This is a genomic window from Microcoleus sp. Pol12B3 (assembly GCF_036701355.1).
Taxonomy (GTDB): Bacteria; Cyanobacteriota; Cyanobacteriia; order Cyanobacteriales; family Microcoleaceae; genus Microcoleus.
The window spans coordinates 44,458-62,269 of the sequence record NZ_JAUBQS010000025.1 but is presented as its reverse complement, the minus strand read 5'-3'; the positions used below and the strand labels follow the sequence as shown (position 1 = coordinate 62,269).

The window sequence follows — 17,812 nt, the reverse complement described above, 5'->3', positions numbered from 1 at the left end:
TAAGGACTTTACTGCTTTTTCAAGCGCTTTAGCCTCACCATAAAAAAGCCGTCCATGTGATGTCTGTGCGGCCAAACTTTCACCCATCCTTCGGGTGATGGCTGTACTGGTAAATCAATTGTTGGCGGTTCGATTTGCCAGTGAGGATTGCTGTCTAAGAACGATCGAATAACTGTTTCATTTTCCAAGGGATGAATTGTGCAAGTTGCATAAACTAATACGCCGCCGGACTTGACAAATGTCGCTGCATTTGCTAGCAATTCCGATTGCAGTTGAGATTGTTGTTGAATGTTTTCGGGCGTGTGATGCCAGCGCGCGTCGGCGCGGCGGTGGAGGGTTCCGAGGCCAGAACAAGGTGCGTCTAGTAAAACTCTGTCTGCGAGGTTAACAAACTCTGGGAAATGGCGGCTGTCTCCGGTATGAATTTTAATGGATTTCATCTGGAGTCTGTCTGCATTTTCTTTAAGTTTTTTGAGTCTGCTGGCGGTTTTGTCGCAGGCATAAATAGTGCCTGTATCTTGCATTAATTCGGCGCTGTGGGTGGTTTTTCCCCCCGGCGCGGCGCAGGCGTCGATGATAGTTTCCCCTGGCTGGGGCGCTAGTAAATGGGTGACTAATTGAGCGCTGCTGTCTTGGATTGTCCACCAACCTTCGCTGTATCCGGGGAGGTTTTGAATTGCACCGATGCTGCCATTTAGTCTTAATGCTTGTGGCAAGTGTGGGATTCTGCTAGTTGAGATGTTGTGTGATTGGAAGGCAGCTTCGATTTGGGCGATCGAGCTTTTTAAGGGATTGATTCTCAGGTCAATTGTGGGGGATTGGTTAAACCATTCACAGAGTTGTTCGGTTTCGGTTTCGCCTATTTGTTCGATCCACAATTTTACCAGCCATTCGGGGAAGCTGTGCAGAATTCCTAGGCGTTCGACGGTTGATTTATAATTCGTAACTGTTAATGGGTTTAAGTTGTTATCTGTTAAACGGATGTATTGGCGCAACAAACCGTTGACAAAACTGCTGAGTCCTGAAAATCCGTTTTCTTTGGCTAGTTGAACGGTGGTGTTGACGGCGGCGGAGGGGGGAATCTGGTTGAGATATTCGAGTTGATATAAGCCTAAATGTAGGATGGTGCGAAGTTCGGGCGGTTGTTGCGAGGATTTCTTTGTGGCTAGTTTGTCGATGATAAAGTCGATCGATCGCATTCTCCTGACGCTACCGTAAACTAATTCTGTCACTAAACGCCGATCGAGGTCGTTGAGTTGAGAATTGCCGAAAGCGCGATCGAGTGCGGCATCTGCGAATGCACCGCGGCGGTGGACTTCGCGGAGTGCGAGAAAAGCTATTTGGCGGGGATTTTGCATAATTAAGATATGGGGGTCTAGAAACCGGGTTTTTTACGATAAGATGCGTTACAGCCCGCAGATTTGGTGAAAAACCCATTTTCCGATCGCCCGTGATTCGAGGACTATTATAATCTCAAATGTCCTCTGGATTTATGCCCATTTCTCGGAGTTTTTCTGAAAGGCGATCGGCTTTTTGCTGTGCTAACTCTTTATCTTGCCGTTCTTGTTCCATTTGTTGTCGTTCTTGTTCCATTTGTTGCTGCGCTTGTTCCATTTGTCTTGATAACTCCACATAAGACAAAAACTTTAGTCCGTCAGGACGATAAATTTCCAAGTCTCCCGATGCAGTTTCAAAACGTGTCTGCAAACGCGGACTTACCCAACCCTCCATTGATTCAATATAGTTGAGTTGTCCGTCACTTCGCACCCAACCTATTAACTCATTATCCTCTGGATCGTAGACATAATATTCTTCGAATCCATAATTCTCATAGAACTTAAACAGCTTAAACATTGCTGTCATGCGGTTGCCGGGCGAAATGATTTCAAAAACAACTTGCGGCGCAATATTATCTTCAACCCACTGTTTGTATGAACCTCTGTCACCTTTGGGTCTGCCAAAGACTACCATAGTATCAGGTGCTTGGCGATTTTTGTTATCTCCTTCGACGGGATACCACAGCAAATCACCTGCTACAAAGACATTTTGGTTGTCTTTGAATAAGGCATCTATTCCACCTTGAATTTTTACTATTAATTGGAACTGTTTGGTATTGTCAGACATCGGTTTTCCGTCGCTGTCTGGGTAGATGATTTCTGGCAAAGTTTGAGGGGGAATTGTTGTTGTCATGGGGATGACTCCATTGCTAGTAGCATCAATTTCTATTTTATATCTATTTTATAGGACTTACGCATGGGGTCCAGAAACCGGGTTTTTTTACGAAATTACTTCGTTCGTACTCGAAGATTAGGTAAAAAACCCGGTTTCTTTGTGGGAGTGCGTAAGTCCTGTTTTACTTATTCGGGTTTGGTTGACACCAATGGTTCTAATAAATTGCGTTCTTCTATGGCAAGTTCTAGCAAAACTCGTCTGTCGCCCTTGGTTTCCTTATAGCGGACTGTTGCATCCAGCAGGCGGATGGGAACTTGGAATTCTTCGTAGTTGCTGGTTAGTTCTTGCCACAATTCTAACCAAGTGCGTGCGGCTTTGTAGCTTACCATTTCTGACATAAGCGCGGGAATATTTCGCACAATTCCATTTCCTAAAAGTGAGAGAGATTTGTGTTTTTCGTAAACTGCAACTAGGCTGGTGATGCGATTTTTCCATATCGCTGCATCGTGCGTGTTTACGAACAGGTTGCTGGTAATTAACTCGGCATCATCTGCATCAGCTTCCTCGCCGGGTTCTAGGCGTTGGAATGCGTCGTATAAGGCGGCGATACCTTCATCCCAACGATTTAATCCGAGAATGGCAATGGCGCGATAGAAGAAGACGGATGAATCTTTATCTTCAAGTGCGATCGCTTTATCGCAAGATATTAAAGCTTCTTCATAGCGGCCGAGATTATTCAGTACAAAACCTCGATTAGCCCAAGCCCAGTCATAATTGGCATCAATTTCGAGCGCCCGATCGTAAGATTCTAAGGCTTCATCATAGCGCTTGAGGTTGTCTAGTACATAGCCCTGTAAAACCCAAGCCGGCTGATAATTGGCATCAATTTCGAGCGCCCGATCGAAGGATACTAAGGCTTCATCATAGCGCTTGAGGTTGTCTAGTACATTGCCTCGGAAAACCCAAGCCCACTGATAATTGGCATCTAGTTCGAGCGCCCGATCAAAGGATACTAAGGCTTCATCATAGCGTTTGAGGTTGTTGAGTACATTGCCTCGATGAGCCCAAGCCCACTGATAATTGGCATCAATTTCGAGCGCCCGATCGTAAGATTCTAAGGCTTCTTCATAGCGTTTGAGGTTTTTGAGTAGATTGCCTCGTAACACCCAAACAGGCGAATCATTGGGATCAAGCTCTATCGCCCTATCGTAACATTCTAAGGCTTCTTCATAGCGTTCGAGGTAGTTGAGTACATTACCTCTGTTAGCCCAAGCCCACTGATAATTGGCATCAAGTTCGAGCGCCCTATCGTAAGATTCTAAAGCTTCTTCATAGCGTTTGAGGTTGTCGAGTACATCGCCTCTGTTAGCCCAATCCCACGGATCATTGTCGTCAAGTTCGATCGCCAGATCAAAGGATTCTAAGGCTTCTTCATAGTGTTTGAGGTTGTTGAGTAGATAGCCTCGCTTAGCCCACTGCCACGGATCATACTCGTCAAGTTCGATCGCCCTATCATAGGATACTAAGGCTTCATCATAGCGTTTGAGGTTGTCGAGTACATCGCCTCGATGAGCCCAAGCCCTCGCATAATTGGAGTCACTTTCAATAGCCTTATCTAAACATTCTAATGCTTCATCGTAGCGTTCCAGGCTATTTAAACAGCGTCCCTTTTCTACCCAATCCCTTGCCTGGCCGCGACTTGTTACCAATTTTTCCGCATATTCTAAAGCCGAAACATAGTCTTTCTGTTCAAAACAATTTTCAATTTCATCAAAATAAGCCTTCAGACGCGGGTCTTCCTCATTTCTGTCAATAGCCTCAAGCGCCCGCGTATAATATTCTCGTTCCATCACAGCATCAGGTGGAATCGGTTTCAAACCTTGCCGATACATAAAATGACTTTCTTTCTCCGCCAAATCAACATCAGCCATCCTCAATCCCAATCGCTGCAGCAATTCTTGCCGCGTATACCAAACCCGAATAAAATCCACAATTAATCGAATCGGTTGATTTCGCTGCTTCTTTACCTCCAGACAAAAACGCATCAATGGTTCCCGCAATTCATACCACGATTCCCGTCCTATCTCCTCAGTTTTTACATAACCCTTATCTCGCAAATCTTTAAGTTGGCTAGATACAGTTCGCTGCTCAATAAAACAGCGCTTAGCAATTTGTTTGACTGGTGCAGCACCACCTCGATCGCACAAAAAGTCAACAATCTTTCGCTGCTGATTTGATAGATATTTCATCCTATCCTGATAGTAGGGCGTGAGGCTATCCAGCATTTCCATGAACGGTTCTACCAATTTATCGAGCGATTCAGGAGTCATCAGAAAAGCCGAAAAAACAATATACACGCGAGGACTGCCACCAGAAAGGTAATGCAAAACTTTAATGCGATCGCGCCCTGTTGGACTTTGAATAAAAGATGCTAAATCACTATTTCCTTCTAAGGTGGCAATATGATTTAATAAAGCTACAGCATCATCGAGCTTAAACTCATCTAATTCATGTAAATCAAAAAAATTATAAAAAGGATTATTAGAGTGCTTGACTCCATCAAACAAACTTTGTGATGTTGCCAAAATTGTCAAAAACGAATAATTGTGAAGATACGCCCTCAACTGCTTCTGCCCGAAATCCCCCAAGCCGCTAAACACGTCTTCTAAATTTTCGACAATCAACAACAGCACCCGCTTGCCAACAAAGTCTCTCAGCAATTCTGCTGCCTTAAATTCAGCTTGCTCCGGCGACAAATCATAAAGCTTTTCAACATCATCATGTAACTCAGCTTCATATGCAGCCGGATATTTTTTAGCAATTGCTCGGAATATTCCCCGCAATAAATCCAAAAAAGACGCAATCCCCCATTCTTCTTCCTGCAGCCACGCAATTAGCAATTTATCCCGCAAATCCTCCATCTTAACAACGCGATGATAAATCAGGGAAACCAAGTGTGTTTTGCCAATGCCGCGCGGCCCAATTAGCAGTTGAAAATGCTTGTTATTTGTTAGCGCGCTCTCTCGAATTAGCTCTACTAATCGTTCGGCTAGTGTGTGACGCTGTACTAAGATAGCTTCCAGGGTTTCTGGTGCCATCAAGCTAGGAGTAAATCGAGAGATAAATGTATTTTTCATAATATCTATTGGGTTTAATTGCTTCCCCGCCTGTGCCTGGGAACCGATATCTAGAGGCTCTGCCTCGTCGGTTGCGGAGGAAAACAGGAGGCACAGCCTCCGGATCAGCGTCCCCAGGCAGAGCCGGGAACGAGAAAATGCTTGTTATACAAGGCTTTTAGACTTTGTACGTCTAATTTGCCATAGGTTTTAAAAATATACGTTATTTTTGTTGTATATTTTTAAAAGCAGTGTTAGACTGCCTTTAACAAGCAAACAAGCGCCCCTAGCTGTTACTAGAGACGCTTTCGATCGCTTATCAGCGGGAGTCACTGGCTGGAACCAGTAGCACTCTCATGTTGTTTATGGTCTATATAGACCGAGGATTTCTCATGACTAATTATAACAGCGAACAGCTCAATCTGTTCACCCAGCCGATCGCAGTTTTGGTGGAAATGGGCTGCACTGTTGAACGTGCCGCCAAATTAGTAAAATGCTCAGAAAGCTCAATCTACTTCCCGCTAAGGCAAAATAAGCCGTATTTGCGGGAGGTTCCCACAGGTAAATGGCAAGTTTACTCTACGGGCAAAAAAGATAGATCAATTCTTGTGAATGTTGCCTTCATTTATTCTCCAAAAGATAAGTATTGGAGACTTGCTTGAACTCAAATCTCAAGGCTGCGTTAGTCCAAAGCTTAACGCAGCCTTCTGCCTCTTCGGTGGCTGAGGAAAACAGCAAGCAGAGCCTCCAAATCTGCGTCCCCAGGCAGAGCCTGGGAACAAGAAAAAATCTCAAAAATATTCCTTAAGACTTGTTACAATACACAAAACTTCATACTTTCCCCAACACTGGATGACCTTTTTCAACGCCTCCGAACCCCTAATCCGCTGCAAACAGGAACATCTCGACGTACAAGACCGCGAAGGCCTGTTGCAACTCCGCTGGCAAATTGGAAATATTACTCTTTTCTCAGGACTTTATACCCGCATCGACCAAACTTTTCTGCTTTGGGGTTTGGTGACAGGGGGGATTTTTTTTACGGCTCAATTTGTCCCCATCAGTTGGAGCTTTCAGGCGATTATGTGGTCAAGTTTGACTCTAATTGGCACTGCGGCAATGGCGGTTTTGACTTTATTTTGGGTAAGAGTCGAGCGAGTTAGCTGGATTCTTTACTCTTGGGCGATTTTGATGATAACTGGTTTGGTTCTGACCGATTGCAGTATTTTTGCCGGTTGGGGAAGTTTGTTGCTGCACCTTTGCGATTTGTGGTTGGGGTTGAGCGCGATCGGCTATTTGTTGACTGGACTCGGTTTGCGATCGCGCACTTTTCTCTTGATTGGACTAACTCATTTATTTAGCATCCCTCTATTAACTTTTGTTGCACCTTGGCAATATCTAACCACAGGAATAATTATGGCCGGCTGTTTGTTGTTATTGTCCGAATTGCAGTGGGATATGCGATCGCCGATCGACAATACTTTGCTAAGCGCAGAACAGAAAGAATTTAACCGAATTCAACAGCAACTGCGGCAGAGTGGCGCGATTATATCCAAATAAATCACAAATGTAAAGAATTCTGTACAATAGCTAACACTTTCCCCAAATCCAACACAATAGAAAGATGCAGCATCAATAAAAAACACACTTTAACCAGAACAGGAGTTTTGCTGTTTGACCTGTAAATCGCCAACCTAAGGAGAACGGTGTCCGGGAGGCGACTGGCGAACAAATGCTGTACTTGTGACGATAAAAGTTAATTCTGGTTGACAGTAGTTGTTGAAATCAAAATGTGGTGCAGGGTTTTTACCGTTTCCCCTGCTTTGCAGTCTTCTCGGAGAGGCTAAACCCTCTACCAGAACAGCCTGAGGAGATTGGCACAAAATTCGACTGTTTGTCAGGCGGATTTTTGAGTCAGCGTGTTTAATAAAATTGGGAAAATGCTCGCTTAGAGCTTTGCAGGACTTACTATTAAACAAGTCCTGCTTTATGATGGGCAATTTAAATTAGGTTTTACTCGAACGTGCGTTTTCGGAATATTTCCCTTACTTCCATTAAAATCTGGCCCAACATATTTTTGCCGCTGCCATCTTTACCGCAACCCCAATAGTAATCACTAGGGGAATTTTCGACTATTTCCTCATCGCCAGTAGCTAGTAAAATTTCTCTAATTTCGGCATGAGTTTCAAATTTGTGGAGTACGGCTTTTCGCATAATATCATCTTTGACTTGTTCCCAATCTTTGCGGAGAGGACGAGAGCGATCGCGCCCCATCTTTGCGGCATCTTTCGGCGTTTTTGCTTGGCGAATTTGGTCGTAATGAGCCGTTTTGGGAAACTTTTGTGCTTGAAAATAATGCTCAGTAGTTGACCAATATTCTCCGTCTAACTCGAATCCATGACTGGAAAAATTAGAAAAACAGCCGTATTCGCTGCCAGTGGTGTAGAAGTAGATAGGCATAAAGTCGGCAATTTCAATTTCGTTAAGAATGTTGGTCGATCGTCAGTTTTACCTCTCTCGATTATCCACTATCTTCAACCGCAAATCAATAGTTTCGAGATGGGAACCGATGTAAGACAGCAGGGCGTAGATAAATACGATCACCCCTACCATTTCCAAAATTTCTTCAACAGAAGCCATTAAACCGTAGATCAAATTTCGCTGACCTACCGCATCTGCATAATAGCCACAAACCATTTCCATGCCAAGTGCTCCACCGACATATATACTGCCTGCCAGTAAAAATAAATCCCTTGTTTTCCGGGGTAGGTGCCGGAGAAACTTGAGATAAGCCAGCCCAGTAACCACAACAAAAATCGCCCCCGGAATTACCCAAATGAAGTAAAAAAGTCCCCCTAAATCTAGTGCCTTTCGCAAGTCGTTAATAATTAATATTTCGTGCAGACTCAAGATTTCATCTAACGAAAAAAATACAAAGATGAACCCCAGCGCTTTCCAGTGTCCAAAATAGCGATCGCCCTGCTTCTTCTTAGCACTAGCAATAATACCTAGCAAAATCGCGCAAAACAGCAAAGTAAATGACGAGTACCAGGAAGGATAATTTATTTCTCTGTCTAAGTTAAACAAACTAATCCAGCGTTGTTGATAGTTAAAACCGTAGCGGAGAACTTGTACGATGCAACCAGCAACAGCAAAAAAGAGCACCCAAATGCTGAGAGAGAAAGCAACTCTCTTCGGCGAAACAGAAATAATGAATTTCATCAAGTTTTTGATAAACTAGAACAAGCAAAATCAAACTATAAAGTAAAAAGTAAAAAATCGCAAGAGCGGCGCAATCCGCCCCCTCGGATTTTTATCTAGAAAAAATCACCGATCACTGACAATGCACGTTCAAATTGAAACCTTCACTGTCCGCAAGCGGTTTGCGCTTACCATCAGTCGCGGTACCACAGCCCAAAGTACGAATTTATGGGTAAAATTAGCACACGAAGGCATCGAAGGTTGGGGAGAAGCATCGCCCTTTTCCACAGGTTCTCTGCCCCAAACTACCGAAATTCTGCTAGCCACATTGCAAGAAGTTGCACCGCTGCTAGAAAAGTTTACTCCCTTCGATCGCCAAAAAATCGAACAAGTATTAACAGAGGTCAACTTACCCTCAGCCGCCCGCGCCGGCATCGACACGGCAATGCACGACTGGCTGGGTAAAAAAGCAGGCTTGCCGCTGTGGAAAATGTGGGGATTAGATCGATCGCGCATCGTCCCCACCTCGGTCACAATCGGCATTAATTCGCCCTCTGGTGCAAGAGAAAGAGTCCGCGATTGGTTTGGCAAAGATCCAGCAGGTATCAAATACCGCGCCGTCAAGGTCAAATTAGGCAATCCCGCAGGAATCGAAGCCGACAAAGCTATGTTAATAGCAGTGCTTGACGAAGCACCAGCTAACCTTAAAATCAGTGTTGATGCTAACGGCGGTTGGAGTTTAAAAGATGCTGCCGAGATGTGTCACTGGCTAGAAAAATATAAGATAAATTATGTCGAACAGCCGCTTTCACCCGTCGCCGATATGGATGAATTCTCAGAACTGTACCGTCAATCGCCCCTGCCAATTTTTGCTGATGAAAGTTGCTTTAATAGTTCCGATATACCCAAGTTAGCCCACTGCGTCCACGGCATCAATATCAAAATGATGAAATCAGGGGGATTGACCGAAGCAATGCGGATGATTCACACAGCCAAAGCCTGCAATTTGCAAGTAATGTTCGGCTGCTATTCAGATAGCGCGATCGCAAATACAGCAGCAGCACAACTTTCACCGCTAGCTGACTATTTGGATTTGGACAGTCACTTAAATTTATTAGACGATCCTTTCACAGGTGCGATCGTAGAAAATGGGTGTTTGATGCCAAACGGGCGATCGGGATTGGGAGTGCGGCGAATTGAGATTGGAGAATAGAAGTAAGTAGGTTGGCGCAAATAAACTTTACCATGTAACAGAATATCAAGCTATCATAAACTTTGTAATTGCTTTCTTTCGGTTCGCGAAAGCTAAAGTTTCACTCACTGCGTCCAGGCCTGATGTATTTTCAAGCTTCATCTACTTAAAGTGAACCAATGACTAAAAACTATCCCATCAAAAATGGCAAAGTTGCTATCTTACTGCATGAGGGAATTATTGGTCCTTCCGGCAAAACAGGCTTAGCATTTTTGCGCTACAGCGAAGCACAAATTGTAGCAGTAATAGACCGCCAATGTGCAGGACAATCTTTACCTGAATTAACGGGCATTCGTCAACAAGTACCGATAGTTGCTTCCGTTGCAGAAGCACTGCAATTTGCACCGGATATTCTGCTAATTGGTATCGCTCCTTCCGGCGGTGTTTTGCCTGCGGAATGGCTACCAGAAATTAATCAAGCGGTAGCAGCAGGTTTGTCTGTTGTCAACGGTTTGCACGCGAAACTGGCACCTTTGATAACAGTTCCCTTAACCGAAAATCAATGGATTTGGGACGTGCGTCAGGAACCAAAATCTGTGGGTGCGATCGCCTCTGCCGCTGCCGCTAAATTAAGCTGTCGCCGCGTGTTAACTGTCGGCACAGATATGAGTGTTGGCAAAATGTCAACCAGTCTGGAACTCAACCGCATTTGCTTGCAGCGGGGTTTGCGTTCCAAATTTTTAGCAACCGGACAAACGGGTTTAATGATCGGAAATGAAGGCCTTCCTTTGGATGCAGTGCGAGTTGATTTCGCCGCTGGTGCTGTCGAACAAATGGCGATAAAATTGGGTGCTGAATGCGATATTTTGCACGTAGAAGGGCAAGGTTCGCTATTGCATCCGGGTTCGACGGCGACGCTGCCGCTGTTGCGGGGTTCGCAGCCAACTCACTTAATTTTAGCGCACCGAGCCGGACAAACTAGCATTCGCAATCACCCGCACGTATCGATTCCCAGGTTATCAAAGGTGGTTGAATTGTACGAAATGGTAGCTGCTGCTGCGGGTGCTTTTGCAAGGGGAAAAGTGAGCGCGATCGCCCTCAACACTCATCACTTAAATGAGGCAGATGCGCTGTTAGCAATAGCTGAAGTTCAAGCAGAAACGGGATTGGCTTGTACCGATCCGGTAAGGTTTGGCGCGGAGTTGTTGTTGGAGGCGATCGATAGTTTATCTGCTACAATAAATTACAACTAGCATATCGCTACAGAAAACTATGACACAATCACTTCAAGCAAAAACACTGACACTACGTGAGGTTAAAACAAAATTTAACTTGCAACTTGCAGAAGACGAGCAATTTTTCCCAGAGTGGATTGACGATTTACCAGAAATTACTGATGAAGAAAAGCGATATCTAGACAAAGTAAAAGCTGGCTATACTAACAGTGCTGAGTACCCCATGATAGAAGATACCGTAAAAATGGTGGTACTGGCTCCCTTGCTATTTTTAGCAGATTTTTACCTGACTCCCTTTCACATAGAGTCAGAAAAATCGGTGGAACTGGTTACAGTGGATGAAGATATACTGGTCAGAGGAAGCATTGATATTCTGCTTTTAATGGAATCTTTTTGGGTTGTGGCAATCGAAGCCAAGCGAACTCAATACTCCCTTGAGGCAGGACTTCCCCAGCTACTCTTTTATATGCTGAGTAACCCCAATCCAGACAGACCAACTTTTGGGCTGCTGACAAATGGCAGCAACTTCAGATTCCTTAAATTGATTAAACAAGACACTCCACAGTACGCTTTATCTTATGAGTTCGTAATCGATCGCGCCCAGGACTTTTACGAGGTATTCCGCATTTTTAAACGAATTGCTGCTGTAGTTACCAACTATAACTAATGACAGAAACTTCTTTTTCCTTACCCTCTGAATGCGCTATCCGCCCCGCCTCAGCTCAAGATATCAAATCAATTAAAAAGTTAGTTTGGAGCGCCCGACTCGATCCAACTCAGTTGCGCTGGCAGCAATTCTGGGTCATCGAATGCGAGGGAAAATTGGCAGCTTGCGGACAGTTGCGGAACTTTGCGGGCGCGCAAGAATTGGGCAGTTTGGTAGTGGCGAAAGATTGGCGCGATCGAGGTTTGGGAAGCTACCTCACAAAATATTTAATTCAACAAGCTACAGAACCGCTATATTTAGAATGTTTGGGAAAGCGACTCGCATCATTTTATACTCGCTTTGGCTTCGTAGAAGTTTCCGTACAAGAATTGCCACAGTCGCTTAAATTCAAGTTTGGTTTGTCTCAATTAGCTAAAACTTTATTCAAAATTCCCGTAACAATTATGCAGTATCAAGCAGGCTGTCTACAATTATGACTTTTATGAATTTAAGATTCTGAATTTATGAATGGATTTTAAGTTCGACCTGTTCAATAATTGGATAACAGGGTGCGATCGACCTGCAGCGATCAAAAACTCCTACCGCCTCCTGATATCTGCGTAAGTCTCGATCGCCTATTGTCTATGCCTAAATAGGTAGGTACAAATCAATATCGCATGGGGAGGGTGGGTGAGTTGCCAAGTTTACTTGCTTATATCACAGATCCGCTTACGGGCCGCCGATGGCGCACAGGGTGTCAGAAACCGGGTTTTTAGAGGTTTGGTGCGTAAGTTAGGACTAGATATTTATGGATATTCCGGATTGGGCGATCGAGACTGCGTAAATTCATAGTTCACTGTTCGCGGTAGTCCAGTTAGCTAAATTGGCACAGCAAGCAGCCTGATATTTAGGCAAAAACCTTTGAAAAATGGTTGTTTGCAGGTCTAGGAGTGTCATATGCCAGTACCAGACTCGGAAAGTGGACTGGCGATCGCCCCAAAGACCTTCGACTCCTGGCAAATTAGTAAATGTAAAGCAAGTGAGTCACAACCCAATCAAAACATAAAACCCAAAAATAAAACATCTTCACAGCGGTAGTAATGCGGAATCAGTCAATCTCTAATGTAGCTAACCACATCTACCCTTAAGGTAAATCCCACCAACTGCTCAACCACTAAATCCTTAATTCAATACCTCGGAATTACTGGATTTAGACTCCCCGCAACCGCTTCTCAAACCCCCTCAACATTTCAAAAATTCTTTGCTTTTTATCCTGATAAAACCACGGAAGGCAAGAACAATGAAATATGAAGGCAATCAATCTTAACCGAGGAAATGCAGCCTCTCAAATAGCATAAACCGACAATTACACATCCCCATATATTTTAACACAACAGGAGTAAATATCATGTTCAACGTAGTAAAAGCTTTCGGCTCGATTTTCTCTACCCAAGGATACAGCACAGCTAACAATATGCTTATCCAAAATTACGTCAACACCAATTTTAACTACTTCAACGAAGAAGCAGTCGTCGATGAATCGATTTACCCGAATCAAACAGGTCGCGTCCGCTTCCAAGGTAGCTGGTGGCCCGCACGGTGCGATCGCCAAATCACCCTCACACCGGGAGACACCGTTTATGTCATCGGCGTTGACAACATCACTCTGTTAGTTTCCCTCGCTCCTGCAGACTAAATCAGAGTATCAACAACCAGGAAATGCAACCTTTAAAATAGCATCAATAGGCGATTAAACTTCCATATATTTTAACACAAAAGGAGTCAACAAAATGTTTAACGTAGTAAAAGCTTTCGGTTCTATTTTTTCTCTTCACACCTACAGCACAGAAAAGAATATGTTAATCGACAACTACATCAACACCAATTTTAACTATTTCAACGAAGAAGCAGTCGTTGATGAATCGATTTACCCGAATCAAACAGGTCGCGTCCGCTTCCAAGGTAGCTGGTGGCCCGCACGGTGCGATAGCCAAATCACCCTCACACCGGGAGACACGGTTTATGTCATCGGCGTTGACAACATCACTCTGTTAGTTTCCCTCGCTCCCGCAGACTAAACTAGAAAGTAATCTCAACTTTTTCACTGTCTGAGCCCCGACTTATTCAAGAAGTCGGGGCTCAGACTATTCTGTTTTTTAGTGGCAATTTGGCGCTCGCTTCCACTCAACACCTGACGCAAGACATCAATATCTGTCTCAGTTTATTTACCAATAGAAATATGGCCGATCGCGCTACAATAAAATGGCATTTTTGAGAGCTTGTTTGTTGAGGCGATCGCCGAGTTGAGATTCGCTACTTTCTCGGGTGACTGCTGCTTTTTCTGATGCCTTAGCGATCGGCGGTAGTGGTTCGAGAAGTTGGGCTTGAGCTTCCTGAATTGAAGGGTAATTTTCAGCCCAGGATGAAATCGCTTCTGAAAGGACTTCGATCTCATCGGATAAGGGTTCAATTAGCTGGGCTAGTTCGGTTAATTGTTCGGCCCCGAAGAGCGATCGCTGCTGAGTTAATAGTTCGATAAACGAGTCGATATTTTGTTCGGGGAGTGACATCGATTCCCATTGAATCTTGTTAATTGTTTGCCGAACAAATTCGAGAGACAAATCTAATAATTGCGCGATCGTCTGTAAATTCATTCCAAACGCTATCATCCGACGAATGGCTTCTAACTTCGCCTGCCGCTCACCTTGTTCGAGTCCTTCTTCTAAACCTTCTTGCTTAACTTCCTGGTAAAATCGAGTTTGTCTGAGTTCGCTTAAATTCAACATGGCGGCAATTTCCTCGCGGCTTTTCTGGGGGAGTTTGTAGACGATAATTGTTTCGATGAGGTTAATTAAATCGCGTAGAACGGTTGGATCGGACAACTGTTGTCGGGCCATTGCGATCGACTGACGTGCTTGTTCTGCAGCTGTCTCTGCTGGCTCGATTACCAGTTTAACAACTTTGACTCCGAGCGATCGATCTGCGGCTTCTGGCAATTCATCGAGGTAAATCCGTTGGACGCGCTGGCTGGTTAAGAGTTCCTGAAATTGCAGCATCTGTTCGTGTTCGATGCGGCGATTGGGATAGATGACAACCACGCGCCAAGGATTGAGGGGTTTGTATTGTCGCAGATAGAGAAAGAGTTCGCCAAAGATGCGGTAGTACAAGTCGGCATCGGGTTGAAACTGAACTTCAGCTAAGTAAAATGGTTTTTCAGGTTCTTCGGTTTTGGGGAGAAATAAACCGTCGATGCGGAATGCGAGTTGTTTGATTTCGCGGGAGGTGAATTCATAGGCGGCGGCTTCGTCTGGAGGGCGATCGATCAGTTCAAAGAAGAAGCTGGGAAATTCCTGAAACAGGCTGTAGAAAATGGTGTCTGTTTTCATGAGTTGTCGAGGCGAATCGAAGATGGATACTATACCATGCCAAGATTGGTAAATGCGATCGCTCGATAGTTTGAGTAGCGATCGCATCCACTCATTTTTCAGATTTTCGCTTGTCGATTTCGGCAATCGGCAACGACAATTTTTTCTCAATCTCCTCGTTTAGCATTTAGCTTTTATCTATTTCACTCTCCTCATCTTTCTGCAACGCAGCCAAGATTTGAAAGCACAGCCGAAGCAGAAAGAGCAGAAATCCTGCTTGGGGATTGAGCCAGGTGGCAACACCCACTACAGTAAACTCGATTACTTTGAGCCATTTATTTTTGTTGGACTTAGACATTAGAATCACCTTTATTTAATGCTTAAATCCATTGGAACAATTAGAATTGAGAGTTATTTAAACTGACTTGACTGACTTAGGCTGATTTAATCTGACTTAGGCTGGCTTCGGGCAAAAAAAGTAGCTAAACTATCTGTGTACCGTTTGCTCGTTTGCTCGTAATGCCCTTTCCTCATGACTTCTTGACCGAAATCGCTCGCCCGAAAAAGCTGACTGACCTAGAGATAGCTGTTTTTTTGCTGCTATTTGGTCAAGATAAAAATAAGGTGCAAATTGCCATTGAGCTTGATACAACTGAAAGCGTTGTTAGTACGCGGCTAACAGGGGTTTACAAAAAGTTTGGAATCAACGATCCGGGTCCTGTTAAAGAAAGGGAGTTACGGCGCTATTTAGAGGATCTCCAGAAACGTAAACCAGCGAGTTCACTGTCAAATCTGCCTGCGGAGAGCGTCAAAGATCCTGTTGATGCGTTGGTTCAGCAGGTACGATCGCGCCTCCATGATGACATCCAACGCTTACATGGCACGATGCCACTGGGGATTGATCGTTGGGTGCCATTGGGTGACTTGTTTGTGGATGTCAATATTCTGGAGGAACTCAGCAGTAGTCGTAAATCGGAATTGGATGACTTGTGGCAGCACTTCCGCCAAAATCCCAGCTACCGCAGTTTGGATCGCATTGGTTTGGGCAAAGAGCTAAAACGGTTATCAGGTTTAGAGGTGCTGGCAAAGAATGCGAACCTGATGGTAGTGGGCAAACCGGGTTCGGGAAAGACCACGTATTTGCAGCGAGTGGTGATGGAGTGCAATGCAGGAAATTTACAAGTGCACCTGATTCCCGTATTGATTAAACTGCGAGAGTTTGTGGACGATGGGCGTGAGGTTGCCTACTCGCTAGAGCGTTATCTAGAGCGGTGCTGGCGGTTATCGGATGCAAAAACTCAATTGGTACTCGATCAAGGTCGGGCGCTGGTGTTGCTGGATGGGTTGGATGAGGTGACGGGAGAAGATGGGAAGAACATCGCCAAGGAAATCAAGCGGTTTGCTCGTGCCTATCCGCAGGTGCAGGTAATTGTGACCTGTCGAACGCAGAGTCAGGAATCGCGGTTTGAGCGGTTTGATTATGTGGAGGTGGCGGATTTTAATGAAACGCAGGCGCGGGCTTTTGCCCAACATTGGTATAAGGCGGTGATGGGGGATGAGTCGGGGGGACTGGCAAAAGCCGAGGAGTTTCTGGGGCTGCTCTTTTTGGAGGAGAATAAGCCGATTCGGGAGTTAGCAATTACGCCGATTTTGCTGAGTTTGACTTGTGCGGTGTTTCACCAGACCGGGAAGTTTTACTCGAAGCGTTCCAAGCTTTATGAAGAGGGGTTGGAGTTGCTGCTGGACCAGTGGGACAAGTCGCGGGAGATTGAGCGGGATGAGATTTATCACGAGTTGTCGGTAGAGCAGAAGCTGGAGTTATTGAGCCATTTGGCGGTGAAGAAGTTTGAGCAAAAGCAATATGTGCTATTTGAGCAGGTGGAGATTGAAGAGTATATTGCGGAGTTTTTGGCGATTGGGCAGCGGGATAGTCGGGCGGTGTTGAGGGCGATGGAAGCGCAGCATGGATTGTTGATTGAGCGATCTCAAAAAATATGGTCTTTTTCGCATCTAACTTTTCAAGAATATTGTACTGCTTACTCCTTTGCAAAGATTCACAGTCGTGACTCAGAAGACAAAGCAACATTGCAAGCACTAGCTCATCATGTTAATGAGAATCAATGGAAAGAAGTATTTTTTTTGACTACCGAAATGTTGGATGATGCCAGTATTCTAATATTGAACATGGAATCAGCAGTCCATAAATTGAGCGCCGTTGGTAAACTTACGGCTTGGTTGGACTGGGCACATTCCTCAACAAATAAGGCAACAGGAAAATTTAAACCGGTTATAAAAAGATTGATAGCTATGTACATTGCTTGTCCATTGTCTCCTGATTGTATCCATAATATGGCTCTCGACAAGTGTATGGATTACCTTTCAAGTTTGATAAAGAAGATAGAGCCTTCTGACGAAATAAATGAGGTGTTGAGCAAGTTAGACACCCTATGTGGCAGCCGTTCTCGTCCTAATTATAAAGTTATTTATTTAGCTCAAGAACTTGTACCTCTTATTCATCATTTAGAAATTTTCAGTGCGGTGGATTTTGAAAAATTAACTATAGAACTTCAACTCTTAGAAACTCAAACTACAAAAAATGAGATAATTTATGACAAAGAATCACACAATGTACTTCAATCTTTTGTAGAGCGGGTTTTACAAGTATGGGCTGAAAGTTTAAGTCTTCAGCAAGAATGGGAATCAATGTTGAGAACCGAAGCTGAATTATTGAATTATCTCTATGCAAACGAAATGGTAATAGCTTGTAAAGAAAGGGCAGTAAAAATTTCGATAAAAACATGGGAATCAGTTCTTGAGAGAATGTTACTACCGAGCGCGGAAATCGAAAAACGTAAACGTGAAAAAGCAGAGTAGGGCAATTCGCTATA

At 44.3% G+C, this 17,812-nt stretch carries 16 protein-coding genes; 9 read left to right on the top strand and 7 right to left on the bottom strand.

The window, feature by feature from the left end; genetic code table 11:
- Positions 1-8 precede the first annotated feature (8 nt).
- From QUA53_RS14730 to QUA53_RS14720, 3 genes are all read right to left on the bottom strand, one after another.
- Positions 9-1,358, bottom strand: a complete 1,350-nt coding sequence (locus QUA53_RS14730; RefSeq protein ID WP_333098002.1) for a 16S rRNA (cytosine(967)-C(5))-methyltransferase — start codon at positions 1,356-1,358, stop codon at positions 9-11.
- Positions 1,359-1,473: 115 nt separating this feature from the next.
- A complete protein-coding gene (locus QUA53_RS14725) occupies positions 1,474-2,190 on the bottom strand; it encodes a Uma2 family endonuclease (RefSeq protein WP_333098005.1) in 717 nt (238 codons plus the stop codon).
- 167 nt (positions 2,191-2,357) lie between these two features.
- Positions 2,358-5,309, bottom strand: coding sequence for a tetratricopeptide repeat protein (locus QUA53_RS14720; protein ID WP_333098007.1), 2,952 nt, complete (start codon positions 5,307-5,309; stop codon positions 2,358-2,360).
- Between the two features lie 371 nt (positions 5,310-5,680).
- On the opposite strand from QUA53_RS14720, the gene QUA53_RS14715 reads away from it, so the two are divergent.
- Both QUA53_RS14715 and QUA53_RS14710 read left to right on the top strand, forming a co-directional pair.
- Positions 5,681-5,950 carry a hypothetical protein gene (locus QUA53_RS14715; protein ID WP_333098010.1) on the top strand — a complete coding sequence of 90 codons (270 nt, stop codon included), beginning with the start codon at positions 5,681-5,683 and terminating at the stop codon, positions 5,948-5,950.
- A 190-nt stretch (positions 5,951-6,140) separates the two neighbouring features.
- Positions 6,141-6,845, top strand: coding sequence for a hypothetical protein (locus QUA53_RS14710; protein WP_333098012.1), 705 nt, complete (start codon positions 6,141-6,143; stop codon positions 6,843-6,845).
- Positions 6,846-7,298: 453 nt separating this feature from the next.
- Here QUA53_RS14710 and QUA53_RS14705 read toward each other — a convergent pair whose 3' ends face one another.
- Together QUA53_RS14705 and QUA53_RS14700 are read right to left on the bottom strand one after the other, a co-directional pair.
- The gene (locus tag QUA53_RS14705) at positions 7,299-7,745 is read right to left on the bottom strand and encodes an NADAR family protein (protein WP_333098014.1); all 447 of its coding nucleotides are present in this window, start codon (positions 7,743-7,745) and stop codon (positions 7,299-7,301) included.
- Positions 7,746-7,793: 48 nt separating this feature from the next.
- Positions 7,794-8,507, bottom strand: a complete 714-nt coding sequence (locus QUA53_RS14700) for a hypothetical protein (RefSeq protein WP_333098015.1) — start codon at positions 8,505-8,507, stop codon at positions 7,794-7,796.
- Positions 8,508-8,628: 121 nt separating this feature from the next.
- Between QUA53_RS14700 and QUA53_RS14695 the strand changes: the two genes are divergently transcribed.
- The 6 genes from QUA53_RS14695 (at position 8,629) to QUA53_RS14670 (ending at position 13,637) form a co-directional block, all read left to right on the top strand.
- Entirely contained in the window at positions 8,629-9,699 is a 1,071-nt protein-coding gene (locus QUA53_RS14695; RefSeq protein ID WP_333098016.1) for a dipeptide epimerase, read from the top strand.
- 158 nt (positions 9,700-9,857) lie between these two features.
- On the top strand, positions 9,858-10,931 hold the full coding sequence (locus tag QUA53_RS14690; RefSeq protein ID WP_333098018.1) for a DUF1611 domain-containing protein: 1,074 nt from the start codon (positions 9,858-9,860) through the stop codon (positions 10,929-10,931).
- 19 nt (positions 10,932-10,950) lie between these two features.
- Entirely contained in the window at positions 10,951-11,580 is a 630-nt protein-coding gene (locus tag QUA53_RS14685) for a restriction endonuclease subunit R (protein ID WP_333098020.1), read from the top strand.
- The gene (locus QUA53_RS14680) at positions 11,580-12,056 is read left to right on the top strand and encodes a GNAT family N-acetyltransferase (protein WP_333098022.1); all 477 of its coding nucleotides are present in this window, start codon (positions 11,580-11,582) and stop codon (positions 12,054-12,056) included. The genes QUA53_RS14685 and QUA53_RS14680 overlap by 1 nt, the downstream gene beginning before the upstream one ends.
- Before the next feature lie 911 nt (positions 12,057-12,967).
- Complete coding sequence (locus QUA53_RS14675) at positions 12,968-13,255, top strand: NfeD family protein (protein WP_333098023.1); 288 nt, start codon at positions 12,968-12,970, stop codon at positions 13,253-13,255.
- 94 nt (positions 13,256-13,349) lie between these two features.
- On the top strand, positions 13,350-13,637 hold the full coding sequence (locus QUA53_RS14670; RefSeq protein WP_333098024.1) for an NfeD family protein: 288 nt from the start codon (positions 13,350-13,352) through the stop codon (positions 13,635-13,637).
- A gap of 174 nt (positions 13,638-13,811) precedes the next feature.
- Here the strand turns inward: QUA53_RS14670 and QUA53_RS14665 are convergent, their stop codons facing one another.
- Together QUA53_RS14665 and QUA53_RS14660 are read right to left on the bottom strand one after the other, a co-directional pair.
- Positions 13,812-15,071 carry an Rpn family recombination-promoting nuclease/putative transposase gene (locus QUA53_RS14665; RefSeq protein WP_333098026.1) on the bottom strand — a complete coding sequence of 420 codons (1,260 nt, stop codon included), beginning with the start codon at positions 15,069-15,071 and terminating at the stop codon, positions 13,812-13,814.
- Positions 15,072-15,111: 40 nt separating this feature from the next.
- Positions 15,112-15,282 carry a hypothetical protein gene (locus tag QUA53_RS14660; protein ID WP_333098028.1) on the bottom strand — a complete coding sequence of 57 codons (171 nt, stop codon included), beginning with the start codon at positions 15,280-15,282 and terminating at the stop codon, positions 15,112-15,114.
- 161 nt (positions 15,283-15,443) lie between these two features.
- On the opposite strand from QUA53_RS14660, the gene QUA53_RS14655 reads away from it, so the two are divergent.
- Entirely contained in the window at positions 15,444-17,798 is a 2,355-nt protein-coding gene (locus QUA53_RS14655) for an NACHT domain-containing protein (protein ID WP_333098030.1), read from the top strand.
- Positions 17,799-17,812: the final 14 nt, after the last annotated feature.